Origin of the sequence: Paraburkholderia sp. BL18I3N2 (genome assembly GCF_003001875.1) — a bacterium.
GTDB classification, from domain to species: Bacteria; Pseudomonadota; Gammaproteobacteria; order Burkholderiales; family Burkholderiaceae; genus Paraburkholderia; species Paraburkholderia phytofirmans.
In genome coordinates this window covers 56,438-83,070 of sequence record NZ_PVNC01000010.1, presented here as the reverse complement: position 1 = coordinate 83,070, position 26,633 = coordinate 56,438, and the positions used below count along the sequence as shown (strand labels likewise).

The 26,633-nt window shown below is 63.9% G+C and carries 22 protein-coding genes and 1 pseudogene; 12 read left to right on the top strand and 11 right to left on the bottom strand.

Translation table 11 applies throughout. The annotated features are described in order from the left end of the window. The first annotated feature begins 40 nt into the window (after positions 1 to 40). Positions 41 to 712 carry a heavy metal response regulator transcription factor gene (locus B0G75_RS24525; protein ID WP_106311590.1) on the top strand — a complete coding sequence of 224 codons (672 nt, stop codon included), beginning with the start codon at positions 41 to 43 and terminating at the stop codon, positions 710 to 712. After that, on the top strand, positions 709 to 2,109 hold the full coding sequence (locus B0G75_RS24520; RefSeq protein WP_106311587.1) for a heavy metal sensor histidine kinase: 1,401 nt from the start codon (positions 709 to 711) through the stop codon (positions 2,107 to 2,109). The genes B0G75_RS24525 and B0G75_RS24520 overlap by 4 nt, the downstream gene beginning before the upstream one ends. Here B0G75_RS24520 and B0G75_RS24515 read toward each other — a convergent pair. Both B0G75_RS24515 and B0G75_RS24510 read right to left on the bottom strand, forming a co-directional pair. Continuing rightward, complete coding sequence (locus B0G75_RS24515; RefSeq protein ID WP_106311584.1) at positions 2,106 to 2,522, bottom strand: VOC family protein; 417 nt, start codon at positions 2,520 to 2,522, stop codon at positions 2,106 to 2,108. The two genes, B0G75_RS24520 and B0G75_RS24515, sit on opposite strands and share 4 nt — an antisense overlap. A gap of 54 nt (positions 2,523 to 2,576) precedes the next feature. Then, on the bottom strand, positions 2,577 to 2,918 hold the full coding sequence (locus tag B0G75_RS24510; RefSeq protein ID WP_106311581.1) for a zinc ribbon domain-containing protein YjdM: 342 nt from the start codon (positions 2,916 to 2,918) through the stop codon (positions 2,577 to 2,579). Between the two features lie 269 nt (positions 2,919 to 3,187). Here B0G75_RS24510 and B0G75_RS24505 point away from each other — a divergent pair, with 269 nt between their 5' ends. Continuing rightward, on the top strand, positions 3,188 to 3,490 hold the full coding sequence (locus B0G75_RS24505; RefSeq protein ID WP_106311578.1) for a putative quinol monooxygenase: 303 nt from the start codon (positions 3,188 to 3,190) through the stop codon (positions 3,488 to 3,490). A 118-nt stretch (positions 3,491 to 3,608) separates the two neighbouring features. On the opposite strand, the gene B0G75_RS24500 is transcribed toward B0G75_RS24505, so the two are convergent. Then, positions 3,609 to 5,087 (bottom strand): diguanylate cyclase domain-containing protein, encoded by a 1,479-nt coding sequence (locus B0G75_RS24500; RefSeq protein ID WP_106311575.1) that lies wholly within the window; start codon positions 5,085 to 5,087, stop codon positions 3,609 to 3,611. A gap of 258 nt (positions 5,088 to 5,345) precedes the next feature. Between B0G75_RS24500 and B0G75_RS24495 the strand changes: the two genes are divergently transcribed. The 4 genes from B0G75_RS24495 to B0G75_RS24480 all read left to right on the top strand — a co-directional run bounded on the left by B0G75_RS24495 (position 5,346) and on the right by B0G75_RS24480 (position 11,315). Then, a complete protein-coding gene (locus tag B0G75_RS24495) occupies positions 5,346 to 6,278 on the top strand; it encodes a 2-hydroxyacid dehydrogenase (RefSeq protein ID WP_106311926.1) in 933 nt (310 codons plus the stop codon). 359 nt (positions 6,279 to 6,637) lie between these two features. Beyond that, the gene (locus tag B0G75_RS24490; protein WP_106311572.1) at positions 6,638 to 9,562 is read left to right on the top strand and encodes a molybdopterin-dependent oxidoreductase; all 2,925 of its coding nucleotides are present in this window, start codon (positions 6,638 to 6,640) and stop codon (positions 9,560 to 9,562) included. A gap of 27 nt (positions 9,563 to 9,589) precedes the next feature. Then, positions 9,590 to 10,345, top strand: coding sequence for a 4Fe-4S dicluster domain-containing protein (locus tag B0G75_RS24485; RefSeq protein ID WP_106311569.1), 756 nt, complete (start codon positions 9,590 to 9,592; stop codon positions 10,343 to 10,345). Between the two features lie 19 nt (positions 10,346 to 10,364). Further along, entirely contained in the window at positions 10,365 to 11,315 is a 951-nt protein-coding gene (locus B0G75_RS24480; RefSeq protein ID WP_106311566.1) for a DmsC/YnfH family molybdoenzyme membrane anchor subunit, read from the top strand. A gap of 158 nt (positions 11,316 to 11,473) precedes the next feature. On the opposite strand, the gene B0G75_RS24475 is transcribed toward B0G75_RS24480, so the two are convergent. Together B0G75_RS24475 and B0G75_RS24470 are read right to left on the bottom strand one after the other, a co-directional pair. Further along, positions 11,474 to 14,068, bottom strand: a complete 2,595-nt coding sequence (locus tag B0G75_RS24475; protein ID WP_106311564.1) for an adenosylcobalamin-dependent ribonucleoside-diphosphate reductase — start codon at positions 14,066 to 14,068, stop codon at positions 11,474 to 11,476. A 276-nt stretch (positions 14,069 to 14,344) separates the two neighbouring features. Further along, a complete protein-coding gene (locus B0G75_RS24470) occupies positions 14,345 to 14,626 on the bottom strand; it encodes a DUF3331 domain-containing protein (RefSeq protein ID WP_106311561.1) in 282 nt (93 codons plus the stop codon). A 375-nt stretch (positions 14,627 to 15,001) separates the two neighbouring features. Between B0G75_RS24470 and B0G75_RS24465 the strand changes: the two genes are divergently transcribed. Continuing rightward, positions 15,002 to 16,084 (top strand): AI-2E family transporter, encoded by a 1,083-nt coding sequence (locus B0G75_RS24465; protein WP_106311558.1) that lies wholly within the window; start codon positions 15,002 to 15,004, stop codon positions 16,082 to 16,084. Positions 16,085 to 16,129: 45 nt separating this feature from the next. On the opposite strand, the gene B0G75_RS24460 is transcribed toward B0G75_RS24465, so the two are convergent. Together B0G75_RS24460 and B0G75_RS24455 are read right to left on the bottom strand one after the other, a co-directional pair. After that, a complete protein-coding gene (locus tag B0G75_RS24460; protein ID WP_106311555.1) occupies positions 16,130 to 17,011 on the bottom strand; it encodes an alpha/beta hydrolase family protein in 882 nt (293 codons plus the stop codon). A gap of 177 nt (positions 17,012 to 17,188) precedes the next feature. Beyond that, a complete protein-coding gene (locus B0G75_RS24455; RefSeq protein WP_106311552.1) occupies positions 17,189 to 18,298 on the bottom strand; it encodes an OpgC domain-containing protein in 1,110 nt (369 codons plus the stop codon). 521 nt (positions 18,299 to 18,819) lie between these two features. Between B0G75_RS24455 and B0G75_RS24450 the strand changes: the two genes are divergently transcribed. After that, positions 18,820 to 19,980, top strand: a complete 1,161-nt coding sequence (locus tag B0G75_RS24450; protein ID WP_106311549.1) for a porin — start codon at positions 18,820 to 18,822, stop codon at positions 19,978 to 19,980. Between the two features lie 7 nt (positions 19,981 to 19,987). Here B0G75_RS24450 and B0G75_RS24445 read toward each other — a convergent pair whose 3' ends face one another. Beyond that, complete coding sequence (locus tag B0G75_RS24445; protein WP_106311546.1) at positions 19,988 to 20,935, bottom strand: LysR family transcriptional regulator; 948 nt, start codon at positions 20,933 to 20,935, stop codon at positions 19,988 to 19,990. Positions 20,936 to 21,163: 228 nt separating this feature from the next. On the opposite strand from B0G75_RS24445, the gene B0G75_RS24440 reads away from it, so the two are divergent. Beyond that, positions 21,164 to 22,165, top strand: a complete 1,002-nt coding sequence (locus B0G75_RS24440; protein WP_106311543.1) for an aldo/keto reductase — start codon at positions 21,164 to 21,166, stop codon at positions 22,163 to 22,165. Between the two features lie 132 nt (positions 22,166 to 22,297). Here the strand turns inward: B0G75_RS24440 and B0G75_RS24435 are convergent, their stop codons facing one another. Together B0G75_RS24435 and B0G75_RS24430 are read right to left on the bottom strand one after the other, a co-directional pair. Then, a complete protein-coding gene (locus B0G75_RS24435) occupies positions 22,298 to 22,627 on the bottom strand; it encodes a hypothetical protein (RefSeq protein ID WP_106311539.1) in 330 nt (109 codons plus the stop codon). A gap of 220 nt (positions 22,628 to 22,847) precedes the next feature. Beyond that, the gene (locus B0G75_RS24430) at positions 22,848 to 23,435 is read right to left on the bottom strand and encodes an NUDIX domain-containing protein (protein ID WP_106311536.1); all 588 of its coding nucleotides are present in this window, start codon (positions 23,433 to 23,435) and stop codon (positions 22,848 to 22,850) included. A gap of 121 nt (positions 23,436 to 23,556) precedes the next feature. Here B0G75_RS24430 and B0G75_RS24425 point away from each other — a divergent pair, with 121 nt between their 5' ends. Both B0G75_RS24425 and B0G75_RS24420 read left to right on the top strand, forming a co-directional pair. After that, the gene (locus tag B0G75_RS24425) at positions 23,557 to 24,312 is read left to right on the top strand and encodes a DeoR/GlpR family DNA-binding transcription regulator (protein WP_106311533.1); all 756 of its coding nucleotides are present in this window, start codon (positions 23,557 to 23,559) and stop codon (positions 24,310 to 24,312) included. A gap of 59 nt (positions 24,313 to 24,371) precedes the next feature. Further along, positions 24,372 to 25,592, top strand: a pseudogene (locus tag B0G75_RS24420) (c-type cytochrome). A 150-nt stretch (positions 25,593 to 25,742) separates the two neighbouring features. Here the strand turns inward: B0G75_RS24420 and B0G75_RS24415 are convergent. Further along, a complete protein-coding gene (locus B0G75_RS24415; protein ID WP_106311530.1) occupies positions 25,743 to 26,150 on the bottom strand; it encodes a polyketide cyclase in 408 nt (135 codons plus the stop codon). Positions 26,151 to 26,633 lie beyond the last annotated feature (483 nt).

Here is a 26,633-nt window from a genome sequence, read left to right as displayed (position 1 = left end):
CGAGGCTCTGCGCCAAAGCCGAATCGGAGCACCGAGCACCATGAGCATCCTCGTCATCGAAGACGATCCGAAAACCGGCGACTACCTGAAGAAGGGTTTGCGCGAGAGCGGCTATGCGGTCGACCTCGCGCGCACCGGCACGGACGGCCTGCATATGGCGCTTGAGAATGCGTACGACCTCGTGGTGCTGGACGTGATGCTGCCCGGCATCGACGGCTGGGAAATCATGCGTGCTCTGCGCACGCGGCGCGATCTGCCGGTGATTTTCCTGACCGCGCGCGACCACGTCAGCGATCGTATTCGCGGCCTCGAACTCGGTGCGGACGATTATCTCGTCAAGCCGTTTTCATTTACGGAGCTGGTGCTGAGGATCCGAACGCTGCTGCGCCGCGGCGTGATCCGCGAGAGCGACGTATTCGAAATCGCCGACCTCAAGCTCGACGTACTGCGCCGCAAGGTAACGCGCGAAGGCGTGGAGATTCCACTCACCAACAAGGAATTCATGCTGCTGCATCTTCTCGTGCGCCGCCAGGGCGAAGCGCTGTCGCGCACGCAGATCGCCTCCGAAGTGTGGGACATGAACTTCGACAGCGACACCAACGTGGTCGACGTGGCCATCAAACGGCTGCGCGCCAAGGTCGATCATCCGTTTGAAAAGAAGCTGATCCATACCGTGCGCAGCATCGGCTACACATTCGGCGACGGCTCATGAAATTCTGGACCGGGCGCTCGCTCACGGCTCGCACCACGGTGCTGTTCGCGTCGATTGCGTGCGTGGTGATCGGCACGCTCGGCGCTTACTTCTATCACTCCGCGGAAGTGTCGTTGCAACGCCGCGCCGACGTGGTGCTGACCGCCCGCGTCGAGCATTTCAGCCGCATCGTGCGCGATCTCTATTCGGTCGGCGAACTGAAGAGCCGGCCATTGCTGTTCGAGACCATGCTCGGCGCGGAACAGGACGTGCTGCTGTTTCGCCGTCCGGGCGAAGCGCCGTTCATCGACGTGAACCCGGCAGGCGTGGCAGTGCCCGCGCTGCAAGCCGGCGTGGGGGGCCGCTTGCCGACCTTCGCTGACGTCCACCAGACGCAGTTGGCCAACGGTGTGCCGGTACATTGGGCGATCGCCACCGCCAAAGCGCGCGAGGACGGCACCGAGGTCGAAGTGATCGCGGGCCATCCGATGACGGAGGAAGTGCGCATGCTGGCCGCGTACCGCAACCGCATTGTGCTGGCCACGCTGATCGGCATGCTGGCCGCGACGCTGCTCGCCTGGTACGTGCTGCGGCGCGCGCTGCGGCCGGTTCGGGAGATTGCCACGCGCGCCGCGCAGATCAGTCCCACGAGCCTGTCGGTGCGGCTCGACAGCGAGGCGGCGCCGCTCGAATTGCGCCAACTCACGCATGCGTTCAACGCCATGCTCGACCGTCTCGCCGATGGTTATCAGCGGCTCTCGCAGTTTTCCGCCGATCTGGCGCACGAGATTCGCACGCCGGTCGGCGCATTGATCGGGCAGACGCAGGTGACGCTCGCGCGGACCCGCGAGCCCGACGAGTATCAGCAGGTGCTCGAATCGAATCTCGAAGAACTAAGCCGCCTCAGCCATATCGCGGAGAACATTCTGTTTCTCGCGCATGCGGACCATGCGGCGCTTTCAGTGGAACGCGAGCCGGTCGATCTGCGCGAGGAACTCGTCAGGATCGCAGATTATTTCGAAGGTCCCGCCGACGAACGCGGCATGCGCTTCGTGGTCGAGGCCACGGGTGTGGCGTCGGCCAATCCGATGCTGTGCCGCCGCGCGATCAACAACCTGGTCGTCAATGCCGTACGTTACGGGGCGAGCGATACGGTGGTGCGTCTGCGTGGCACGCAGGACGAGGCGGGCGCCACCGTGGTGGTCGAAAACGACGGCGCGCCGATTCGCGAGGAACAGCTAGCCCGCCTGTTCGATCGCTTCTATCGCGCGGACGCGGCGCGTAGCGCGTTCACCGAATCGAGCGGTCTGGGTCTTGCGATCGTCAAGGCAATCATGCATCTGCATGGCGGCACGGCGCGCGTGGTGTGTCCGGCGCCGGGCGTGGTGCGCTTCGAGTTGCGCTTTCCGGGCGCTTAAGTGCTGGTCGCGCTGGCCGGGGTTTCCGGTTCGTGGCAGCACACGCAGAGCTTGTTGCCGTCCGGATCGCGAAAGTAGGCGCCGTAATAGTTCGCGTGATATTGCGGACGCAAACCGGGCGGCCCCTCGCACACGCCGCCGTGAGCGAGCGCTGCGGCGTGCGCGCGATCGACCATGACGCGGTCGGCGGCGAGCAGGGCGATCATCTGACCGTTGCCGGCCGAGGCAGGTTGGCCGTCGTAGGGTTTACCGATCACGAACAGCGGGCGCGGCGCATCCGCCGTCATCCAACCGGACCAGCATGCTTGCGCATCGCGGAACTTGAGGCGCAGATCGAGCGTGCCCATCAGTGAGTCGTAAAAGCTGCAAGCACGCTCGAAATCGCCGATACCGATGAAAACGTGGGAAAGCATCGCTGTGGCTCCTCGTGACTACTGGCTGTGCCGGCCGGCGCCGTTCGTTCAGACTCAAACCTTCTTCAGATACGCGGCCTTCAGCATGAAGTTACCGGCGTCCATCTTGCAGTCCACTTCGTGATCGCCGCCGGCAAGGCGAATGCTCTTCACCTTGGTGCCCATTTTCAGCGTGATCGACGAGCCTTTCACTTTCAGGTCCTTGATCAGCACGACGGCATCGCCGTCGGCCAGCGGGTTGCCGTTGGCGTCCTTGACCACGCGTTCGTCGGTTTCGTCGACGGACGCGGCGGCGTTCATCGGCCACTCATGCGCGCAGTCGGGGCAGACGTAGTTGTCGCCGTCCGGGTAGGTGTTTTCCATCGCGCACTGCGGGCAGGCGGGAATTGTCGACATGTTTTTTTCCAGACCGCGGCGCCGGGCCGCGGAAAACTTCAGGGGCGGCGAGTATAGCCGACGCGCGCCGGGCGGCCGGCATCCGCAACGCGCGATGCTGCGCTAGCGCAAATCGGCCTGCGCGGATCCTGACGCGAGGCGCGCGTGACGGCGCTACACGGATAGCGGACTATACTTTGCGATAGTCTCGCGGCCCCGCAAGTTTCGTCACGCCTGGCGAAGCGTTGCAAGGCACACCATTGCTCGAATCTCACAGCAGGAGTTCTGTCATGGTCAAGCTCGCACTGTACGTTCGTCTCGAAGCCAAGCCCGGCAAGGAAAAAGAGGTCGAAGAATTTCTGCTCGGCGGCTTGCCGCTCGTCGAGGAGGAGCCGGGCACCGTCGCGTGGTTCGGTTTGAAGCTGGGGCCGGCCACCTTCGGTATCTTCGACGCCTTTCCGGATGAAGCCGGCCGTGACGCGCACCTGAACGGCAAAGTGGCGGCCGCGTTGATGGCGAAGGCCGGCGATCTGTTCGCCTCGCCGCCGACGATCGAAAAGGTCGACGTGCTGGCGGCCAAATTGCCGGGCTGAACTCACTACTCAAGGCGGGGCGGGTCGCTCCGTCGTCCGGTTCACCCACGCCGCAACGCCAAAAAGCGCGCCGATCATCCCGATGCCACGCCGTGATCCGGTGCGGCCAATGCAGTGTTCAGCGGCCGGCCGAGTCGCCCGCCGGCTGGCTCGCGTAGGTCGCGCGTTTTTCCTCGTACATCAGCAGATCGGCGCGCTGCACGCCCGCTTCGAGCCGGTCGCCCCGCTGGCAGGTGGCCGCCCCCATCGAGAAGCTGAGTGGCGAGCCAGGGTAAAACTGATTGTTCAGTTCCACCAGTTGCCGGATCGCATCTACCATCGCGGCGCCGCCGCGCTCGTCGGTGTCCGGCATCAGGATCGCGAACTCGTCGCCGCCAATGCGCGCCGCGTGAAACGGCGTCTCGGTCGCCTTGGCGAGCACCTCGCCGGCGCGCCGCAAAAGCGCGTCGCCCGCGGCGTGGCCGAGCTGATCGTTGACGCGTTTCAAACCGTTCAGATCGGCCATGATGATCGTCACGGGCCACGGGCCCTTGCGTTCGAGCCGGTTGAGTTCGTCCACGTAGAACGAGCGGTTGCGCAGTTTGGTCAGCACGTCGTGCTTGCCGAGGAACTCGAGGTAGGCTTCGGCCTTCTTGCGCGCCGTGATGTCCGTGAGCGCCACCAGCACCAGATCCCAGGTCTTTTCATGCCCCGGCAGTACGGAAAACTGCAGGTGCACATGCACCTCGTTGCCGTCGAGCGAATAGTTGAGCACTTCGCGTTGCTGGAACAGCTTGCCGTCCCACAGATCGACCAGCTGCTCGCGGAAATGCGGACGCATGTCGTCGCGGAACACGTCGGCTAGATGCGACAGGAGCATTTTCTTGTCTTTCGCGGCGAACATGTCGAGCGTGTGCTGGTTCACGTCGAGCACGTGGATTTCCTGCATGCAGCGTTCGACGAACTCCGGATGCACGTCGGTGAACACCCGGAAATCGTTGATGCCGGCCGCCCGCGCTTCGTCGAGCAGACGCTTGACCGCGCTGAAATCCTCCACCCAGAGCGACACCGGCGAATATTCGAACAGGCCGCGCACATACTGCTCGGCAAGCGTCACGCGATGCCGCGCGCCTTCCAGTTCCGTAATGTCTTCGACCGACACCAGCACGCGGTCCCAGCGCGCCTCGTGGCCGGGCAGCACGGCGCCCTTGAGCAGCACGTCGAGGCGGCGTCCGCCGAGCGTGTAGTTGACCGTCTGGCTGGTGAACTGCGACTGGCCGGCCCACAACTGGCATAACTCTTCCAGGTGCGTCTTGAGCATGTCGTCGCGGAACACCGAGGCGAGATTGCTGGTGAGCGCGTCGAAATCGGCGGCCTCGAATTGCGTCAGCGTCTTCTGATTGACCTTGATGACGCGGATGCTGTGCGCGCATTGCGCGACGCAACCCGGATTGGCGGCGAAATGCGCGCGCAGATCGGTTACGCCGTCTGCCCGCCATGCATCGAACAAGATGCGCACGCCGCTGAAGTCTTCAAGCCAGAGCGAGACGGGCGCGAGTTCGAACATCTCGGAATCGTCATTGGCGGGCGCGGGGCCGAGCGAGAGGATATCCAGCATGAGGTTCTCAAAATCGGAAGTGCCGCTATTTTAAGACGGGTTGGGCTGAGGCTGAAAAGAAAGACCGGTTACGTATCATTTTGCGTCAGGCCATCCAACGAGATAACGGCGGCGTTCCGTTGGACTTGAGTCGCGCCGGGCGCCCTCGGCGCGGCATCAGGCCGGCGAGCGGGCTTGCCGGCAAGTCTTCCGGAGCCTGGTTACACTGACTTGAAAATCGTCCTGCCCATCCACGTCGCCAACAAAAAAAGCGCCGCCATGAAGCCATCCTTATTGGTTCTGATTCCCCTCAACGATGCAAGCCGCGCGAAGATCGAGGCCGCGTTCGACGTCGTCTACGCGCCCGACGCCGCCCAACGAGCCGCCGCGCTCGACGCACACGGCGAGACCATTCGCGCCGTGCTCACCAACGGCACGACCGGGCTAGCCGCTGCGGATATCGACCGCATGCCGCAACTCGAACTGATCAGCGCGCTGGGCGCGGGCTATGAAAACCTCGCCGTCGACCACGCCCGCTCGCGCGATATCGTGCTCGTCAACGGCGCGGGCACCAATGATCATTGCGTGGCCGATCATGCCTTCGCGCTGCTGCTCGCGGTGGTGCGCGACGTGCCGCAACTCGATCAGGCCACCCGCAAAGGCGCCTGGCGCGACACCTTGCCGATGCAGCCGAACGTCTCAGGCAAGCGCCTCGGCATTGTCGGGTTCGGCAATATCGGCGAGAAGGTCGCGCGGCGCGGCGCGGGGTTCGAGATGGAAATCGGCTATCACAACCGTAAGCCGCGTGAAGGTTCGCCGCATCGGTACTTCGATAGCGTGGAAGGCCTCGCGCGCTGGAGCGACTTTTTGATCGTCGCGACGCCGGGCGGTGCGGGCACGCGTCATCTGATCGGCGAGGCGGTGTTCAAGGCGCTCGGTCCGCAGGGCTTCGTGGTCAACGTGTCGCGCGGCAGTGTGCTCGACACGGCGGCGCTCGCGCAGGCGCTTACGACAGGGACGATTGCCGGCGCCGCGCTCGACGTCTACGAGAGCGAGCCCCATCCGCCCGAAGCCTTGCTAACGCTGCGGAACGTGGTGTTGACGCCGCACGTGGGCGGCCGCTCGCCGGAAGCGATCACGGCCTCGGTGGACAACTTCCTGAGCAACGCCCGCCGGCATTTTGCGGGGGAAGCGGTACTGACGCCGATCTGACGTTCAGAACCAGCGCGGTCCGCGACTACTTTTCTTTGCTGCTGCCCGGCCGGTTGCCGATGTCTCTTCGGTGTTGAGCCGCGAGACCCGCAACTCGAAGGCCGCGCTCAGGCAAGGTCTACTGGCCGCCGCACGGCCACCGGACAAGCCGGTTGTCTGGCGAGCCGCCGCATGTCGGGATGCGGCCGCGCATGCTTACCCGCGCCCGACTAGCCACTGAAAGCCAAACACAAACTATCGGCGCGGCGGATAGTTTCTCTCGAAAATGGCGATTTCCCTTGTGGGGCGACGGCGCATAGGATGGGCGGTATCGCATCACCACCGCTTCGGCGCAGCCGGAGCAGCGAGGGAGATCCCGCATGGAACACCACGCCCGCACGCAGAACGAACGGCTCGACATCAAAACGACCACCTGCTACATGTGCGCCTGCCGCTGCGGCATTCGTGTGCATCTGCGCGAAGGCGAGGTGCGTTACATCGACGGCAATCCGGAGCATCCGCTCAATCAGGGCGTGATTTGCGCGAAGGGCGCGTCGGGCATCATGAAGCAGTACTCGCCCGCACGCCTGACTCAACCGTTGATGCGCAAGCCCGGCGCGGAGCGCGGCAGCGCGCAGTTCGAGCCGGTGTCGTGGGAACACGCGTTCGAGGTGCTCGAAAAGCGCCTCGGCCACATTCGCGCCACCGACCCGAAAAAATTCGCGCTCTTCACCGGACGCGACCAGATGCAGGCGCTGACCGGCCTCTTTGCCAAACAGTTCGGTACGCCTAATTACGCCGCGCACGGCGGCTTCTGTTCGTCGAACATGGCGGCGGGCATGATCTATACGATCGGCGGCTCGTTCTGGGAATTCGGTGGGCCGGACCTCGACAGCGCCAAGCTCTTCTTCATGATCGGCACAGCGGAAGATCATCATTCGAACCCGCTCAAGATCGCCATTTCGAAGTTCAAGCGCGCGGGCGGCCGCTTCATCGCAATCAATCCGATTCGCACTGGCTACGCGGCGATTGCCGACGAATGGGTGCCAATCAAACCCGGCACCGACGGCGCGCTGTTCATGGCGTTCCTGCACGAACTGATTGCCGCCGACGCGTGGGATCACGAATTCGTGCGCCGCTACACCAACGCGGCGGAACTCGTCTCGCTCGACGAAGCCAGCGAAAACTTCGGCCTGTTCGTGCGCGATCCCGAGCGGCCGGTCGGCAATCCGCTGTTTCCGCAGAATCATCTCTGGTGGGATGCGGACGCTGCGCGCGCCGTGCCGCATCACGCGGCCGGCGTTAGTCCCGCGCTCGACGGCCGCTATACGCTCGACGACGGCACGCAGGTCACGCCGTCGTTCGCCTTGCTGCGCGAACGCGTGGCCGATTGCACGCCGGAGTGGGCCGCCGGCATCACCGGCATTGCGGCCGATACGATTCGCCGCCTCGCTGGTGAAATGATCCAGACGAGCCGCGAGCACCGCATCACCTTGCCGATCCGCTGGACCGACGCGTGGGGCGAGACGCACGAAACGGTCACCGGCAACCCGGTTGCTTTCCACGCCATGCGCGGCCTCGCGGCGCACTCCAACGGCTTCCAGTCGATCCGCGCGCTAGCCGTGCTGATGTCGCTGCTCGGCACGATCGACACGCCCGGCGGCTTTCGTCACAAGTCGCCGTTTCCGCGTGCCGTGCCGCCGTCGGCGAAACCGCCTAACAGTCCCGACGCCGTCAAGCCGAACACGCCGCTCGCCACCGGGCCGCTCGGCTGGCCCGCCGCGCCCGAGGACCTGTTCATCGACGATCAGGGCGGACCGGTGCGGATCGACAAGGCCTTCTCGTGGGAATATCCGCTGGCCGTTCATGGCCTGATGCACAGCGTGATTACCAACGCGTGGCGCGGCGATCCGTATCCCATCGACACGCTGATGATTTTCATGGCCAACATGGCGTGGAATTCGTCGATGAATACGATGAAAGTGCGTGAGATGCTGGTCGACAAGCACGCCGGCGGCGAGTACAAGATTCCGTTTCTGGTGGTGTGCGACGCGTTCCAGTCGGAGATGACCGCGTTTGCCGATCTGATCCTGCCCGACACGACGTATCTGGAACGGCACGATGCGATGTCCATGCTCGACCGGCCGATCTCCGAATTCGACGGTCCGGTGGATTCGGTACGCGTACCGGTCGTGCCGCCTACGGGTGAATGCAAGCCCTTCCAGGAAGTGCTGATCGAGCTTGCGTCGCGGCTGAAATTCCCGGCGTTCACGACCGCCGAGGGCGCAAGGCGTTATCGCGACTATCCCGACTTCGTCGTCAATTTCACGACGTCGCCCGATTCCGGTGTGGGCTTTCTGATCGGCTGGCGCGGCAAGGATGGCGACAAGGCGCTGGTGGGCGAACCGAATCCGCGTCAGTGGGAGCAATACTCGAAGAACAATTGCGTGTTCCATTACCCGTTGCCCGAGACGCTGCAGTACATGCGCAATTGCAACGGGCCGTATCTCGAGTGGGCGGTCGAGCACGGTTTCCGCAAGTTCGGCGAGCCGATTCTGATCCAGCTTTACTCCGACGTGATGCAGAAGTTCAGGCTCGCCGCGCAGGGTCGCACGAGCGGCAGGCAGCCGCCGGCTCATTTGCGCGCGCGGGTGGAAAAGTACTTCGATCCGCTGCCGTTCTGGTATGCGCCGCTCGAAAGCGCGGCGACCGACCTCGACAGGTTTCCGCTCGCCGCGGTGACCCAGCGGCCGATGGCGATGTACCACTCGTGGGACTCGCAGAACGCATGGCTGCGGCAGATTCACGGCGAGAACTATCTGTACATGAATCCGTTGATGGCGGCCGAAAACGGTATCGCCGACGGCGCGTGGATCTACGCCGAATCGCAATGGGGCCGCGTGCGCTGTATGGCGCGCTTCAGCGAGACCGTGGAGCCGGGCACCGTATGGACTTGGAACGCGATCGGCAAGGCGTCGGGCGCATGGAGCCTCGGCCCGGGCGCGAACGAATCGCAACGCGGCTTCCTGCTCAATCACCTCATCACCGACGAGTTGCCCAACCGCGCCGACGACGTAGCGCGAAGCATGTCGAACTCCGATCCGGTGACGGGCCAGGCCGCGTGGTACGACGTGCGCGTGCGCATCTATCCGGCAGAGGCGGACGCGCGGCACACGCTGCCGCAATTCGCGGCGATGCCCGCGGTGCCGGGCGAGAACGGCGTGATCTCGCGGATCGTGCAAACCTACTTCGCGGGACGAGGGGAGTTCGCGGCGCGGCTGCGCGGCGCGACGGGGCGCAAATAACATCGGGACAGCCGCAAGGAGCCTTTGATGACACAGATGGCACTGGTGATCGACCTGAACGTGTGCGTGGGGTGCCATGCTTGCGTGACGAGTTGCAAGGAGTGGAACACGTCGGGCGAATCGGGCAGTCTCGCCGATATGAATCCGTACGACGCGGATCCGTCCGGCACCTTCTTCAACCGGGTACAGAGCTTTGAAGCCGGCAGTTTTCCCAACGCCGAGACGATCCATTTTCCCAAGTCGTGTCTGCACTGCGAGGACCCGCCGTGCGTGCCGGTCTGTCCGACCGGCGCGAGCTATAAGCGCAAGGAGGACGGGCTTGTGCTGGTGGACTTCGACCGCTGTATCGGCTGCAAGTATTGCGCGTGGGCGTGTCCATATGGCGCGCGCGAACTCGACGAAAGCCGCAAGGAGATGACCAAGTGCACGCTGTGCGTCGATCGGATCCACGATGAAAATCTGTCCGAGCGCGATCGGCAGCCGGCCTGCGTGCTCGCTTGCCCGACTTCGGCGCGGCTGTTCGGCGATATTCACGATCCCGAGTCGGTGGTATCGAAAGCGATCGAGGAGCGCGGCGGCTATCAGTTGATGCCCGAGTGGAATACACGGCCGGCGAATCACTATTTGCCGCGCGTGCCGACCGAGGCCGCGGGTTGCGGCAGCGGTTCGTGCTCGTGCAAATCGGCCGGCTCGCTGCAGGAGCCGAGCGCGTCGCCGGAATCGCTCGATGCGCAATTCGAGCGCGGCGAGTTGCATCTTGCGTCGATGGCGACGCGCATCTAACGACTGATAGGACCTCACGATGAATCCCGCATTCTCCGTGGTTTTTCTGACCACTTTGAGCGGCGCGGCCCAGGGCCTGCTGATCGCGCTCGTCGGCGTGGAAACTGCCGCGCATCTGGGCCTGCTCGCTTCGCCCTCCGGTGCGTTCTATATCACCGGCGCGGGCGTGTCGGTCGTATTGGGTGGACTCGGACTGATCGCATCGTTCTTCCATCTCGGCCATCCCGAACGCGCATGGCGTGCGATCGCGATGTGGCGGACCTCGTGGTTGTCGCGTGAATGTTTGTGCCTGCCGGCGTTTCTCGCCTGCGCGTTTTTCTATGGTGTCGCGCATTGGTTCGGCTCGCCGTGGTCGCTCGCGATCGGCTGGCTCGGCGTGCTGGCGAGCGCCATGTTGTTCGTCTGCACGGCGATGATCTACGCGTGCCTGCGCTTTCTGCAGGAGTGGGCCACGCCGCTCACACTGGTGAACTTCACGCTGCTCGGCTGCGCGTCGGGCTTCACACTGGCGACGGCTCTGAGCGCATGGTTCGCGCCCGAGTGGACCGTTGGACTCGCTGTCAGCGCATGCGTGCTGACGCTCGCCGGCTGTGCGAGCCGCTCGGCGTCGCTCATGCGCAACGCGCGCTTGCGGCCGAAGTCGACGGTGCAGAGCGCCACCGGCATTCACAATCCGAAACTGGTGCAGGTGTCGCGCGGTTTTACCGCCGGTGCGTTCAATCTGCGCGAGTTCTTTCATGGCAAATCGGCGGGGACGCTGCGCAATGTCAAATGGGGTTTTCTCGCGACGGCGTTTGTCGCGCCGGTTTTGTTGATGGCGTTAGGGGCAGGCCTGCATTCGATCGGCGTTTCGCTCGCTCTGCTGGCTGCGGCGTGTCTTGTGCAGTACGCGGGGTTGGTGGCGGAGCGCTGGTTTTTCTTTGCCGAAGCGAAGCATCCGCAGAATCTTTACTACGCGAGGGTGGGATAGGGCGCTGGTTCGCGGTCGTGCCGCGCATGCGATCGACTCGATCGGCAGCGTGCGCGGGACGCGAGTCGGTTGATGACGGCGCGCCTGGCGATCTCAGTCGGCGCAAAAAAAAGCGGCCGCGAAGAATAGCGGCCGCGACGCTTTTCACGCAGAACAATCTACCCGCACGCACCCACCTCACCACACGCGGTGCAAAAGTCACACCCGTCCTTGCGAATCACCGCATTCGCCCCGCACGACCCGCACTTGCGCCCGAGCATCGTATGCAAGCCTTGCGGGCCGCCGGGCTGCGTCAACGCGAGCGCGTCGGCGTCGGTCTCAACGGGATGCGGACGAATGCCGAAATCCGCCGGCAGTGCCGTCTCGGCCCGCATCTGTCCGCGCGGCAAACGTGCCAGCATGCGCGAGGGCACTTGATTGCCCTCGGCATCGAGAAAGCCGCGCCGATGCAGAATCTGCTGAATCGCGAAGGCGAGGGCGGCCACTTCCGAATCGTGCCAGCGTGGCGCGCGATGTCCGTCGAGACGCTGCACCTCACCGAGCCGCACTTGCCCGCGATCCCACGAGACCTTGCGCATGTCCTGCAGATTGCGCGCGACAAAACCGCCGCGCGCCGCCAGCGACAGCGAACGCATGGTCGCCGTGATCCATTGCTGCGATTCGTCGCGCTGACCCGTCGGAATGAAGAACTCGATAGGCCGTTCGATGGTGACGTCTTCACCACCGAGCCGCCCGGTGACCTCGATGAACGACACCGCTACGTAAAGCGATTTCTTGCCCAACTGCGTCAGATATTCGACCTTTTCGATGATCGCGGGCAACTCGCCCCTGGGCCGATGATCGATCGCGATACGCAGTGGATCGAGATCGCTCTCGGTCAGCGTGTCGTCGGCTTGCGGTGGGCTCACGCTGAGCACCGCGCCGAGCGTTTCGTTCGGGCGATAGGTGGCGAGACCCTTGAGGCCGTTTTTCCACGCATCGAAGTAAAGGCTTTCGAACGCCTCGAACGGGTAGTCGGCGGGCACGTTCACCGTCTTCGAGATCGACGTGTCCACGTACGGCTGCACGGCCGCCATCATGTCGAGATGGTCGCGTGCCGACATTTCCAGTGCGCTGACGAAATAGTCCGGCAGCTTGTTCGTGTCGCCGCCAAGCTCGCGATAGAGTCGATACGCGTAGTCTTCGACATCGAAGGATTCGCGCCCGCCGTCGGCCATCACCTTCATACGCGTGTAGGTCCACGAGAAGGCGGGCTCGATGCCGTTCGACGCGTTGTCCGCGAAGGCGAGGCTCACGGTGCCGGTCGGCGCGATGGAGAGCAGATGGCTGTTGCGAATGCCGTCGCGACGGATAGCCTCTTTGATGTCTTCGGGCAGACGCGAAGCGAACGTACCGGCTTCCAGATAACGCGCGGCATCGAAAAGCGGAAATGCCCCGCGCTCGCGCGCCAGTTCCACGGATGCGCGATACGCTTCGTCGCGCATCAGTTGGGCGATGCGCACGGCGAAGTCGCGGCCTTCCTGCGAGTTGTAGCGCAAGCCGAGCATGACGAGCGCGTCGCCGAGGCCGGTGAAGCCCACGCCGATGCGCCGCTTGGCGCGCGACTCGTCGTATTGCTGCTGCAGCGGCCACAGCGTGACGTCGAGCACGTTGTCGAGAAAGCGCACCTGGGTGCGCGTGCGTTTGGCAAGGCCGTCCCAATCGAATGAAGGCTTGCGGCCTTTCATCTGCGCGAACGGGTCGATCACGAAACGCGTGAGGTTCAGCGGTCCGAGGTTGCAGCAGCCATACGCCGGCAGCGGTTGCTCGCCGCACGGATTGGTGGCGCGGATGGTTTCCACGGCGCGCAGATTGTTGTCCTCGTTCATGCGCGAGATGAACACGATGCCGGGTTCCGCGACGTCGTAAGTGGAGCGCATGATGCGATCCCAGATCGCGCGCGCGGGACGTTCGCTGTACACCCACAGGCCGTCTTCGCGTTGCCGCACGTCGTCGGCGGCGCGTTGGGCAGGTGAGGGCTCGGCGCGATGCACGAGTTGCCACGGTTGATCTTCTTCGACGGCGCGCATGAATTCATCGGTCACGCCGACCGATACGTTGAAGTTGTTCCAGCGCCCTTTCGAATGCTTGGCCTCGATGAACTCCAGCAAATCGGGATGATCGCAGTCGAGCACGGCCATCTGCGCGCCGCGCCGCGAACCGGCGCTTTCAACCGTGCGGCAGGACGCGTCGAACACGTCCATATAACTGCACGGACCGGACGCCGACGAACTGGTGGTATGAACGCGTGCGCCTTTGGGACGGATCGCCGAGAAGTTGTAGCCGACTCCGCCGCCGCGGCGCATGGTTTCGGCTGCTTGCAGCAAGGCGACGTAGATGCCGGGCAGGCCTTGTTCGTCGACGCCCTGAATCGCGTCGCCCACGGGCTGCACGAAGCAGTTGATCAGTGTGGCGGCGATGCCGGTGCCCGCCGCGCTCATGATGCGGCCGGCGCCGAGCGCGCCGTGCCGCAGGTTGTCGACGAAGAGCGCCTCGACCGATTCGCGCAGCGCTTGCGGTTCAGCCTCGGCGACGCCGCGCGCGACGCGCTTGAACACGTCGTCGGCGGATTGCTCGTCGCCTTTCGCGTACTTTTCGAGCAGGACGTCCAGGGAAAATTGTTGCGGTGCGACCAGTGGTGCGGGAGGCGCGGGGGGCGCGGGGGGCGCCGGGGGGGCTATCGGCGTGCGGGTTTCCGGCGTGTCTTCGGCCATGGTATGCCCTCAATCGGCGCCGCAAGAGGCACGGCGCGGTGGGTGGAGTGCGGGTCACAATAGCGCCGTGCGGGGAGCAGGCAGGGTGACTTGACGCAACGTCGTCCACCTTAACGCACGCGGCGAGGGGCCGCAATCAGAGGGTGTTTTACCCACGCCGGGAAGCGGGTCGCGCGCGCTGCGCGTGCCGCTATGTGGGTTGGTGCGCCGGGCAGAGCGGGCGCGTCAGGTGTGTTGGCCAGGACGTGCGCGCGACGCCGGCGAGAAGCTTGAGGCTCAGGCCTCGACGCACTCCAGCAGTTCAGCGCAGATCATGGCGGAAGCATTCAAAGGCGCCGGCCGCTCGGCCGGTTTGAACACCGCGTCGCCGCGGCGGATCTTGCGGCGCGACACTGCACACGTGCCTGACGTATGTGCCGACCTGCGCCGCCAGCGCTGCTCGCCGTAATGACACTTTCCCGGCTCGACCCAGCGAATCACGAGCGTCGTGTCCGAGCGTTCGAGAATTTCGATGCGGACGCCATTGGTACCGTCAAGGGGGATGGACTCTAAGGTCATCGTCGTCGGCTCCGAATTGTGTGGTGTGGCGAATGTAGTCCCGCGCGCGCCGGATAGCCATTGTGTCGCAGTTGAAACACTGTTCTTCAAACAGCAACAATGAAACTTGACATTCGCGCTATCCCGAAAAGACGGGCCTTCGCGGGCCATTGTTATGCTGAATTCACGATAGGACGGATTTTTGCAACGCAGTGTTGTACGTAGTGAGACAAGCGTACTGCCTGCAAGGGGGCGCCGGTGCTTCCTTTAAGATGTGGTTATTGATGAGCGACCATGCCGCGCCAGTGTAGCGGTTTTGCATTTTTCCGGTCGGCTCGCGCACACGTATCGAGGGAAGTCCCTTGAAGGGTGCCTTCACAAACCATAAGAGCTCATATGAATTCACGCCCCCCTGTCCCACCGCCCGAACCGCCTGACGCGCTGGACTGCCTGAAGAAGCAGAAGGCGGCCTCGCTCGTGCTGTACATCGGCTTGGTGTTGCTGGCGTTGTGGGTCGTGCGCGACTTCATCGCGGTGGTGGCATGGGCCGCCGTGCTCGCGATTGCACTATGGCCGCTGTTGCGCAGGGTCGAGGGCAACCGCTGGTTCAGCGGGCGCACGACGCTGATCGCGGCCGTGCTGACGCTGGCGATCGCTTTGCTGGTCGTGCTGCCGGTGGGAGTCGGCATTGCCCAGGCGCTTCGCGAAGCGCACGACATGAGCGACTGGTTCAAAGACGCGCAGGAAAACGGCATCCCATTGCCGGATTTCGTCCAGCACCTGCCGTTCGGCGCGCAGCAGGCTTCCGCGTGGTGGCAGGCCAATCTTGCTCAGCCGCTGCGCGGATCGGCGGCCATGAAAGGACTGCACAGCACCACGGTGATGACGCTTGGCCGGCACTTCGGCGCACGCGCGGCGCATGCCGTGGCGGTGTTCGGTTTCATGCTGATCACGCTGTTCGTGATTTTTCAGGCGGGGCCGCGCCTGTCGGGCTCGCTGCTCAAAGGCATGCGGCGCGGCTTCGGCGAAGACGGCGCGCAGCTTCTGCTACGCATGGCCACGGCGGTGCGCGGCACGGTCTCGGGACTGGTCGTGGTCGGGCTCGGCGAGGGCGCGTTGCTGGGCGTCGCCTATTTCGTGACGGGCCTGCCGCATGTCGCGCTGCTTGCGCTCGTTACCGCCATCGCCGCGATGCTGCCGTTCTGCGCGCCGCTCACCTTCGGTCTCGCGGCCTTGTGGCTGGTCTCGCAAGGCTCGGTGGCGGCGGGCGTCGGCCTCGCCGTGTTCGGCTCCGTCGTGGTGTTCATCGCCGAGCATTTCGTGCGACCGGTGCTGATCGGCAACTCGACGCGTTTGCCGTTCCTGCTCGTGCTGTTCGGTATTCTTGGCGGCGCGGAAACGTTCGGCCTGCTTGGCATCTTCATCGGTCCCGCGCTGATGACCGTGCTGATGGTGTTGTGGACCGACCTCGTGCGATAGTTGCACGGGTTTTCAAACCGGCATCAGGCAATACTGCTGAACCGCTCAGGGCCGCTGGTTTGACGGATGGTCCTGCTGCTGCGGTTGCGACTTCACGCAACCGAGCGTGAATTTGAGCGCGGCGGGCAGCAGCACGCTCCAGACATCCCACGTATGGCCGCCGTCGATTATGCGCAGCGCCGCCGGATTACCCGCCAGCCGCAGGTGTGTATAGAGCGACGATGCGTCGGCCTGGATCGCGAGGTCGTCGTCGCCGGCGGCGATGAACATCGGCAGACGGTACGGCCGACTCATGTAGCGATCCCACTGCGCCGGGTAGTTGAGTTCGTGCCAGACACGCGCGTCGAATTCACGCTCGCCGAACACACCGACGCGGCGCGCAGCCGACGCGCGCGGCGGCTCGTTCGGATAGATCGCGGGGCTCAGCAGCAGCGCGCCGCAGAAGCGCTCGGGTTGCGTCATCGCATAGCGCAGCGCGCCGAAGCCGCCCATCGAGACGCCGCCGATCATGCGTGCGCCGCGTTGCGTCGAGACCGCATAGCGCGTTTCGATCTCGGGCAGCAGATCGTCGAAGAACGCGCTCTCCATCTTTTCCTTGCGATCGACGTACCAGTCCGTGCCGCCTTGCGGCATCACGATCACGACGGGCGGCACGTCCTTATGCTCGATCAACGCGTCGGCCGCGCTCTGCAGATGGCCGTGTGTGATCCAGTCGTTGGCGTCGCCGTTATTGCCGTGCAGGAGATAGAGCACGGGCAGGCGGCTGCCGTCATGGCGATAGCCGCTCGGCAGATAGATCGTGTAGGCCCAGTCGCGGCCGAGGGCGTCGGAATGGAAGCTGCGGCTGATCACGGTGCTGGCGAGCGCCGGCGCGCTGATCGAGGCCGCGCAGAGCGCAACGAGGGCTGAACGTAGGAATAGACGCATGTCAGAGTAGGAGGCCGCCGCGCAGCTTGCGCGCGGCCGTCATGCTATCAGGATCGGCAGAACGTTTTGACCGCTAGCAAGTTCAGCGGACGGCGGCATGGAACGTGACCGAGTGGCAGAGAAATAGCTGTGGCCGCCGTCAAGCGGTAAGCCCACGTCCTTATTTATGGACGCCGCTCAGGGCGACGTGCGCAGCCACCCGCCATACAAGCGGCCGGCCAGACGCTTGAGCGGCTCCACGCCCAGCGCCACCGCGAACAGCGCGCCGATTGCGATTGCATCCGCGAGCAGTCCGAGCGGATAGTTCAGGTAACCGTCCGTCGCCGCGTACAGCACGGAGTCGACCACAAGCGAGATCACCGCGCCGGCGATAAAGCACAGCAACCCTTTGCGGCCGATCACGCCGACCCACGGAACCCGCTGCGCGAGCTTTCGTGCCCAGCCGAGCTGAATCAGATTCGCGACCAGCCACGCGATGGCGAGAAAATTGACAGCCCGCAGGTAAGAGAGGTTTTGCTTGAGGCTGGCATCAAGCGGTTCGTGCTCGATAAACAGCTTGTAGTAAGCGGCGGCCGCGACCACCGCAAGCGCCAGCAGGCTAACGAGCCAGCTCAGGCGGTGCGCGCTCGCGCGCTGATAAACCGGCTGGCAACGGGCCAGCACGCCGAGCACGAACAGCAGTTGCCACGCGAACGGATTGAAATCCCAATGCATGTCCGGCGCGGCGGGCAGGTAGGCGACGATGGCCGGCGCGCCGGCCCACAGCGCCACGCTGCCGGCCAGAAGCAGCCACGGCTTGCTGCGCGCGAGCGGCAGGATCATCGGCACCAGCAGCGCGAAGAACGCGTACATGGGCAGCACCGAAGCCAGATACGGCTGGCGGCGGAACAGCAGGATGTCGCCGAGCGCCGCGAGCGGGGTGTCCATCAGATCGTCGAGATCGGTGGTAGGGAGATTCGGCCCGTCGATGCTGAACGCGCTGAGCATGGCGCTGACCAGCAGCATCAGCGCGGCGGTGACGAGGAACGCGCGATAGATTTCCAGCGAGCGCCGCAGGAAGCGGCTGCGTGCGATCGTTTCGTTGCGCCGTTCGGCCAGCGCGGCGTACGCCGTGGCGGTGGCAAAGCCGCCGAGGAACACGAACACCTCGGCGGCATCGCACAGCGCGTAGGCGTGCAGCGTGACGCGCGACAGAATGCTGCCGCCGATGTGGTCGACGACGATGATCAAAAGGACCAGCCCCCGAAAAAAATCGAGTTCGATAAGGCGCGATTGCGACTTTTGCATTGTGTTCGCCAAAAGCAAACCCCGTGCGACGGCGCGCTGATTCAGCGCGGCAGGCGTCTCACAAGGTTTTTAGAAATTGGATTGGGATGCTGCGGCGGATACGCGACCCGCGTCGCCGTTTCCAACCGGCCGGACGTGGCACGGTTGCAGGAGGCAGTAAAAGTGACCTGCGTGGCGGCGCGGAGTTCCGCTGCGCCGCCGCAAGAAGCTCGCGATTATATTTCTTTTCGTGACAAATCGGCTTGAGGCAGGGCAAGGCAGCGCGCGGACGCGCCGCCGCTGTCAAGTCCGCGTGGTGCTGCGCCGCTTACCTGAATGAGCGCCGCGACAAAAGGGCCCATCGCACCAAGTGGAGATTTCGCAACGTTTTCGGATATCGACACGACACCCAATGGACGACGGCCTAACGGCGTGTGAGGATTTCTGTAAAGCGCGCCAAGGCGGGTGCAGCACCTTGTGAGGCGCAAAGAACAAAGCGGCCGGATCGAGTTGTCCCATTGCTCGAGTGCAGGGAGATCGTCATGAACAAGCAAGTGTTCGCGCTAGCTGTCTCCACCGCTATGTCCGCCGCTTTCGCCGCGCCCGCCCTGGCGCAGACGAGCGTCACGCTGTATGGCGTGCTCGACGAAGGCATCAACTACACCAACAATGTCGGCCGCGGCCATGTCTATGAGCTGGCGAGCGGCTATGCGCAAGGCAGCCGCTGGGGGCTGAAAGGCGCCGAGGAACTGGGCGGCGGCCTGAAGGCGATCTTCCAGTTGGAAAATGGTTTCGACCTGAGTTCAGGGCGGCTCAATCAGGGCGGCCGCATGTTCGGCCGTCAGGCCTTCGTCGGCTTGAGCGCGAATCAGTTCGGAACGTTGACGTTCGGCCGCCAGTACGATTCTGTGGTGGACTATCTGGCCCAGACCACGGCGAACGGCAACTGGGCCGGCTCTCTCTTCTCGCACCCGTACGACAACGACAATACCGACAACTCGTTCAGGCTCGACAACTCGGTCAAGTACACGAGTCCGTCGCTGTCCGGCTTCCAGTTCGGCGGCGTTTATAGCTTCAGCAACGACACCAACTTCGCCAACAATCGCGCGTACAGTTTCGGCGGCCAGTATTCCTATGGCGGACTGCTGGTGGCCGCGGCGTATCTGCAGGCCGACAATCCCGGTAATGGGGCGAACGGTGCGATCACGGCGAACGACGCGAGCTTCATCGCCGCCCGCATGCGCGTGTTCGGCGGCGGCATCATGTACACGTTCGGTCCGGCGACGGCCGGCTTCGTCTATACCAATTCGAATTATCTGGACCCGACCGGCAACGGCTATCTCGGCGTGACGCCGCTCGTGCCGCCGGGCGTATTGCTGAACTCGCTGAAGTATCAGAACTTCGAGGTGAACGGCAAGTATCAGATTTCGCCGATGCTGTTCGTCGGCGCACAGTACGTGTACACGATGGAAACCTACGACGCCTCGAGCGGCGGCGTGAAGCCGAAAATTCACTCGTTCGGCCTGATGGCGGATTACAACCTGTCCAAACGCACCGACGTCTACATTCAGGGCGAGTATCAGCAGGTGACCGGCGACTCGACCTATTCGATTCTGGACGATGCCTTCAACGTCGGCACGCAGTCGCCGTCATCGACCTCGAAGCAGGTCGTGGTGCGCGCGGCGATCCGGCATAAGTTCTGACTCCACCTTACTTAGCCGTGCCGCGCGGCCGTCTGTTTTTGGGCGCTGCCGCGGCATGCGCTCGCTTGCCGATCAACTCCGCCACCCAGTCGACGAAAATCCGCACGCGCGGCGCCAGATGCCGGCCGTGCGGAAACACCACCGACACCGGCAGCGGCGGCGCTTTCCAGTCCGTCAGCACTTCGACGAGTTCCCCGCTCTCGAACAGCTGCGCATCCACGCTGCCGACCGGCCCCTGAATCATGCCGAGACCGGCGAGGCAACAGCCGATGTAGGCATGCGCGCTGTTGACGGAGACGGCGCTGCGCATCGCCACGGTCTTCAGTTCGCCTTGCTCCAGATATTCCCAGTCGAGATCGCGTCCGCTGCGGCTCGAGAAAAAGCCGACGGCGACATGGTCGTCCAGATCGGCGGGCGTGCGCGGCAGGCCATGTTTCTCGATGTAGCCGCGCGACGCGCAATTGATCTGCTCGAACTCGCCGATGCGCCGCGCGACCAGCGTCGTGTCGCCCATGCTGCCGACCCGCACCGCGCAATCGACGCCGTCCTCGATCAGATCGATCATGCGGTCGGTCGCGCTCAGCACGACGCGAATGTCCGGATAGCGCGCGAAGAAGTCCGGCAGTGCGGGAATCACCGCGTGCAGCGCCAGCCGCTCCGGCAAGTCGACGCGGACCACGCCGCGCGGGCCGGCGGCGACATCGGCGAAGAGCGCCTCGGCGTCGTCGATATCGGCCAGCACCTGGACGCACCGCTCGTGATAGGCGGCGCCTTCAGGCGTGAGTGCGACGCGCCGCGTGGTGCGCTGAAGCAGCCGCACGCGCAGATGGCCTTCCAGGTATTGGATCGCGTTACTGACGGTGGGGCGCGGCAGTTGCATCTGCTCGGCGGCTTTGGTGAAGCTGCCGAGTTGCGCGACGCGCGCGAAGACTTTCATGGCCTGCAAGTGATCCATCGACGATGCTCTCCGTCTGAGCCCGCTCGGGCTGGTTTCGGTGGGGTTTCCATTGTGCGGATTGTTAACCGTTTTCGACCAATCTGATCGAGCGCCGCGCCTTTATCGCTACACCGGTCAAGCGCAGAATGCCGTTCAGACTTGGGCAAACCGGCTTCAAGCGCGGCTTCAGGCAGGCCGGTTCGCCGTCATCCTCAATGCGATCAAACGACTTCAGGAACGCACGCAATGAACACACGTCAACTGGGCCAGCAAGGCCCGCGAGTTTCCGCCATCGGCCTCGGCTGCATGGGTATGTCCGATCTGTACGGTCCGGCCGACCGCGACGAAGGCATCGCCACGATTCACGCCGCGCTCGACGCCGGCATCACGCTGCTCGACACCGGCGACTTCTACGGCATGGGCCACAACGAAATGCTGATCCGCGATGCGCTGCAAGGGCGTCAGCGCGAGAACGTGGTGGTCAGCGTGAAATTCGGCGGAATGCGTGATCCGGCCGGCGGCTGGATTGGCTTCGACGCGCGGCCGGTGGCGGTGCGCAATTTCCTCGCGTACACGCTGCGGCGGCTCGGCACCGACTATATCGACATTTACCGTCCCGCGCGACTCGACCCGGCGGTGCCGGTCGAGGAGACCGTCGGCGCCATCGCGGATCTGGTGAAGGAAGGCTACGTGCGCCAGATCGGTTTGTCGGAAGTCGGTGCGCACACGCTGCGCCGGGCGCGGGCCGTCGCGCCGATTGCCGATCTGCAGATCGAATACTCGCTGATGTCGCGTGGGATCGAGGCCGAAATCCTGCCGGTGTGCCGTGAACTCGGCATCGGCATCACGGCGTACGGCGTGTTGTCGCGTGGTTTGCTGAGCGGCGCGTGGTCGAAAGAGCGTGGCGCGCAAAACGATTTTCGCAGCGTGAGTCCGCGCTTTCAGGGTGAGAACCTCGAGCGCAACCTGGCGCTGGTCGAAACGTTGCGCGGGATCGCCGAGGCGCGCGGCACCAATCCGGCGCAACTGGCAATCGCCTGGGCACTGTCACGCGGCGACGACATCGTGCCGCTGGTCGGCGCACGGCGCCGCGGCCAGTTGACGGATGCGCTCGCCGCCGCCGGGTTGAAACTGGGCGCCGATGAACTGGCGCGCATCGAAGCGGCGATTCCGCCTGAAGCCGTGGCCGGCTCACGCTACAACGAAGTGCAGATGGCGCATCTGGACAGCGAACGCAGCGGGCATTGATCGGCAGCGGATTATTCCGCGTCGGGAAAAGGGAAGAGGTAAACGAACCGCGCGCCTCGGATAACGGATTATCACAAGGCGCGCGACTTGAAGATGATGAATATCGAGCAACGTATTAAACCGGATTAACGCTCAATTCATCACGTAGTTCTGAAACAGAATGCCGACGATCACGCCGAACGGAATGCCGAAGGTCCGGCCGCGAAGGGTGGCGTTGATATCTTCATCGAGGACGAAACTGCAGCGGCGCTCGCGCCACACGGTCTTATAGGCCAGCGGCTTAGCGTCGACGATCACTATGGAAATCAGCGCGGTCACGATAACCTGTTCCAGCGCATGCAGTTTGGCCATAAACGGCGAAAACTCGCCGGCATTGCACAAGAACACCATGATGACGGCGGCAATCAGAGTGCCGAAGAAAAAACCGCTCATGAATCGGCTTGCTGAACTGAGAGAATCCATTCGACCTCGGCTTTATGCGCCGCCTTGATAAAAGCGGCGAATCAAAAATATTCTGACGGGAAGGGTTTCCATTCGGTAAACCGGCGCTGCCGTGACTGCGGCGCCGCTCGACCTCAATGGGATGCGTAAGAATATTTTCATTGCCGGGTCCAACCTATCGTCCTTTTCCTAATGCCCGGTAGGATGAATCCGAAAAGCGCGGAAAGTCGCCACGTTCCAGCTATGTGCGGAACAGATTCAGCCTGGCGTACTGCAACAGCATGATGGTTTTTCCGTCGACGATTTCACCGCGCTCGATCATCGCCAGCGCTTCGTCCACCGGCAGTTCCAGCACCTCGATGTCTTCGCCTTCGTCGGCGAGGCCGCCGCCCGCGCCGACTTTCGCCACCGCATCGTATTCGGCGACGAAAAAGTGCAGTTTCTCCGTGACCGAACCCGGACTCATGAAGGCCTCGAAGACCTTGCGGACGTCGTGCACGCGGTAGCCGGTTTCTTCCTCGACTTCGGCGCGAATCCGCTGTTCCGGCGACGCGGTCTCCAGCAGCCCGGCCGGCGTTTCGATCAGCATGCCGTGATGACCGTTGACGAACGCCGGCAGCCGGAACTGTCGCGTCAGCACGACCGTGCGCCGGTGCGGTTCGTAAAGCAGCAGCGTCGCGCCGTTGCCGCGGTCGTAGGTTTCGCGGCTCTGCCGCTGCCAACTGCCGTCGGCGCGCCGGTAGTCGAAGGTGGTTTTTTTCAACACGTACCAGTCGTCTGACAGCACCTCGACGTCGACAATCCTGACCCTTTCGGCGATTTCGTTCATGGCTCGCATCCTGTCTCGTAGAAACGCGGTTCGCTCCGCATGCGAATCATGGTATCGTGCGATATCGTGCAAAAACAAGTAATTTCGTGCATTCCCGTGAAACTCGCCCAGGACCGTCGCCGTGCTCACATCGCAAAGAAAGCAGCTGATACTCGACGCGCTCAAGCGCAACGGGCAAGTGATCGCCAAAAGCTTGAGCGCTGAATTCGAAGTCTCCGAGGACACGATTCGCCGCGATCTGCGCGAACTCGCCGCCGAAGGCCAGCTTCAGCGCGTCCATGGCGGCGCACTGCCGGCATCGCCGGCAGCGGCGGATTTTGCCGGGCGCGAGCGGATCGAATCAGCGTCGAAGGCGGCGATCGGGCGGGCGGCGGCGGGCATGATCGCGCACGGCCAGATTGCGTTCGTCGACGGTGGCACGACGGCCGTGCAGTTGGCGCGTCATCTGCCGCGTGACTTGCGCGCGACGATCGTCACGCATAGCCCGAGCGTCGCCGTCGAACTCGCGGAGCATGCCGAGCTCGAGGTCGTCATGATCGGTGGCCGCCTGTTTCGGCACTCGATGGTCAACGTCGGCGCCGCGGCCATCGAAACGCTCAGCCACATTCGCGCGGACCTGTATTTCATGGGCGTGACCGGCGTGCATCCGCAAGCGGGTCTGAGTACCGGCGACAGGGAAGAGGCCTACGTGAAACGCGCGTTTGCCGAACACGCGGCGGAGACGGTGGTGCTGGCGTCGGCGGAAAAACTCAATGCGGCCTCGGCGTACAAGATCGCGGACGTCACAGCGGCCAGTACGATCGTCGTCGAACGGAACACGGATGAGGCGTTGACCTCGCCGTTCGAAGCCTTGGGCATTAGCATTGTGCGCGCTTAGTTCGGCATGCTGATTAAAGGTCAAAAAAACGCCGAAAACCGCTATTGCTGCTCGGTACGATGCTCACGCTGAGCGCGTGCGACGGCAAGCACGACGACACCGGCGCGCTGGCCCCGGCCGCCGCATAGGGACCGCAATCCACCGCCGCCGATCCGCTCGCGCGCGGTCGCTACCTCGTCAAAGCCGCCGACTGCGCCGCCTGTCACACTACGGCCGACGGCGCGCCGTTTGCGGGCGGCGTGAAGCTGGCTTCGCCGTTCGGCACCTTCTACGGCACCAACATCACGCCGGACAAGGACCACGGCATCGGCAACTGGAGCGCGGACGATCTGTACAAGGCGCTGCACGACGGCGTCACGCCGGACAAGCAACGCTATCCGGCTATGCCGTACACGTCGTACCGTCAGTTGTCGCGCGCGGACAGCGATGCGATCTACGCGTGCCTGATGGCGCAGAAGCCGGCTGCGGTGGCGAACCACGAGCCCGACCTGTCGTTCCCGTTCAACCTGCGTTTCGGCGTGCGTTTCTGGAACTGGGTGTTCCTGGAAGACGCGTTGCCGGATGCGTCGACGGGACAGACCGCGGAGTGGAATCGCGGCCGCTATCTGGCGAGCGCGCTCGGCCATTGCGCCGAGTGTCATACGCCGCGCGGCACGTTCGGCCAGCTCGACGGCGCGAAGCCGCTGACCGGCGCGGCGCCCGGTCGGGTCGCGGCGCCGGATATCACGCCGCACGGCCTCGCGGCGCGCGGCTGGACCGCCGCCGATCTGCAAACCTTCTTCGCCACCGGCATCGCGCCGCAGGGCTCGGCATTCGGCGAAATGTACCCGGTGGTGCATCTGAGCAGCCAATACCTGACGCACGACGACTTGCGCGCCGTGTCGACCTATCTGCTCGGCGACCGGGCGCCCGCGCCGCAACAGCTGCAGTCGCCGCAGTCGCTTTCCGCGGATGCCGCTCAGCTCGAAGCAGGGCGCAACGTGTATCTCGCCGTGTGCGCGGGCTGTCATGGTCTGCACGGCGAAGGCAAGCCGCATGCCGCGGTGCCGATGCACGGCAATTCGACGCTGCGTCAAAGCGATGCTCACAATCTGATCGCGGCGATGCTCGACGGCAACGGCGCGCAGGATATTCCGGGCCTCGAACGGATGCAGGAGATGTCCGGCTTCGCCACGCAGCTCAGCGATGCGGAACTCGCACAACTCGCCAATTATCTGCGCGCGACGTGGGGCGGTCAGCCTGCCCATGTCACGGCGGATGCGGTGAAAGCGCTGCGTTGAACCGTTGCTGTATTTCTGGCGCTTCGTAGCAGACGCCAGGTGCAGGCGTTTGAAGAAACCGACGCTCTCCGGTTAAGGGCGTCGGTTTTTTAATGCACGGTGGTCATGCGCAGGAAGCGTGGACAAAACCGTCGAGGCCACGCATGCACGTCAATCCCGCTCTTCGACCAACGTCTTCAGCTTACGCAGATCCCGCTCGACCCATTGCGCGTCGGCGGCGAATTTCTCGTCAGTCATGCCGTGCAAGCGAAACAGCGTGAATTGGACATCGCAGCCACTGCCGTTCGCGATCACCCGCAGCGGTATATAGATCTCGTTGCCGTCGGGCAAAAGCACGAAGTGATCGAGCACGCCGTACTCGTTCGGCGCGGAGAAGCGCACGGTCGTCGCGCCTTCGCTGCCTTCGAAGCGCCATACAGCACCGTCATGGCCCAATGGGCGGCCGAGTCCCGATGCCCACTCGGGAAATGCCGCCGGATCCGAAGTGAAAGCGTAAACCTCGCGCCAGTCGCGCGCGATGTGAACGCTGATTACCTGGGCTTGTGCCGCCTCGGTCATCGTGTTTCCTCCTGATGTCGCACGATGAACTCGCGCGCCGTGGTCTTCTCAAATGGTATCGCGCCGCTGCCGGCTTACAGCGGTGGGCTACGTGAAATACCACCGGAAGTACTATAGCTAGCCGCATCCCATCGAGTCGGACGGACTCCGCTCCTTCCGCGCGCTGACACGATTCCTGCTCGCCGCTCACCGCGGCCACCGCTGGCGTCTCAAGTTTCCATGCCACTCTGCCGTTAATGCAAACGTTATCGTGCGCTTGCCGAGACGTCGCCATAGGTGCGCTGTTACATGACTTGCAAACCCGCACCCGATTCGCCAGCGGCGCACGAAAAGCGGTCCGACAACACCCGGACTTGCGGCGGTCACGCGGATGCCTGACGGGCACGCGCCGTTGCCGTACACGTTGCGTGCGCAACGATGACCGCAATACGCTGCGTAAGGTTTGTATCAAAGTATGTGGGTTGACGCGTTTTGTTAAAACGC

What these genes read in the sequence shown, in the direction of transcription:
- B0G75_RS24525 (WP_106311590.1), top strand. Translation starts at nt 41, where the DNA reads ATGAGCATCCTCGTCATCGAAGACGATCCGAAAACCGGCGACTACCTG.
- B0G75_RS24520 (WP_106311587.1), top strand. Translation starts at nt 709, where the DNA reads ATGAAATTCTGGACCGGGCGCTCGCTCACGGCTCGCACCACGGTGCTG.
- B0G75_RS24515 (WP_106311584.1), bottom strand. Translation starts at nt 2,522, where the DNA reads ATGCTTTCCCACGTTTTCATCGGTATCGGCGATTTCGAGCGTGCTTGC.
- B0G75_RS24510 (WP_106311581.1), bottom strand. Translation starts at nt 2,918, where the DNA reads ATGTCGACAATTCCCGCCTGCCCGCAGTGCGCGATGGAAAACACCTAC.
- B0G75_RS24505 (WP_106311578.1), top strand. Translation starts at nt 3,188, where the DNA reads ATGGTCAAGCTCGCACTGTACGTTCGTCTCGAAGCCAAGCCCGGCAAG.
- B0G75_RS24500 (WP_106311575.1), bottom strand. Translation starts at nt 5,087, where the DNA reads ATGCTGGATATCCTCTCGCTCGGCCCCGCGCCCGCCAATGACGATTCC.
- B0G75_RS24495 (WP_106311926.1), top strand. Translation starts at nt 5,346, where the DNA reads ATGAAGCCATCCTTATTGGTTCTGATTCCCCTCAACGATGCAAGCCGC.
- B0G75_RS24490 (WP_106311572.1), top strand. Translation starts at nt 6,638, where the DNA reads ATGGAACACCACGCCCGCACGCAGAACGAACGGCTCGACATCAAAACG.
- B0G75_RS24485 (WP_106311569.1), top strand. Translation starts at nt 9,590, where the DNA reads ATGACACAGATGGCACTGGTGATCGACCTGAACGTGTGCGTGGGGTGC.
- B0G75_RS24480 (WP_106311566.1), top strand. Translation starts at nt 10,365, where the DNA reads ATGAATCCCGCATTCTCCGTGGTTTTTCTGACCACTTTGAGCGGCGCG.
- B0G75_RS24475 (WP_106311564.1), bottom strand. Translation starts at nt 14,068, where the DNA reads ATGGCCGAAGACACGCCGGAAACCCGCACGCCGATAGCCCCCCCGGCG.
- B0G75_RS24470 (WP_106311561.1), bottom strand. Translation starts at nt 14,626, where the DNA reads ATGACCTTAGAGTCCATCCCCCTTGACGGTACCAATGGCGTCCGCATC.
- B0G75_RS24465 (WP_106311558.1), top strand. Translation starts at nt 15,002, where the DNA reads ATGAATTCACGCCCCCCTGTCCCACCGCCCGAACCGCCTGACGCGCTG.
- B0G75_RS24460 (WP_106311555.1), bottom strand. Translation starts at nt 17,011, where the DNA reads ATGCGTCTATTCCTACGTTCAGCCCTCGTTGCGCTCTGCGCGGCCTCG.
- B0G75_RS24455 (WP_106311552.1), bottom strand. Translation starts at nt 18,298, where the DNA reads ATGCAAAAGTCGCAATCGCGCCTTATCGAACTCGATTTTTTTCGGGGG.
- B0G75_RS24450 (WP_106311549.1), top strand. Translation starts at nt 18,820, where the DNA reads ATGAACAAGCAAGTGTTCGCGCTAGCTGTCTCCACCGCTATGTCCGCC.
- B0G75_RS24445 (WP_106311546.1), bottom strand. Translation starts at nt 20,935, where the DNA reads ATGGATCACTTGCAGGCCATGAAAGTCTTCGCGCGCGTCGCGCAACTC.
- B0G75_RS24440 (WP_106311543.1), top strand. Translation starts at nt 21,164, where the DNA reads ATGAACACACGTCAACTGGGCCAGCAAGGCCCGCGAGTTTCCGCCATC.
- B0G75_RS24435 (WP_106311539.1), bottom strand. Translation starts at nt 22,627, where the DNA reads ATGGATTCTCTCAGTTCAGCAAGCCGATTCATGAGCGGTTTTTTCTTC.
- B0G75_RS24430 (WP_106311536.1), bottom strand. Translation starts at nt 23,435, where the DNA reads ATGAACGAAATCGCCGAAAGGGTCAGGATTGTCGACGTCGAGGTGCTG.
- B0G75_RS24415 (WP_106311530.1), bottom strand. Translation starts at nt 26,150, where the DNA reads ATGACCGAGGCGGCACAAGCCCAGGTAATCAGCGTTCACATCGCGCGC.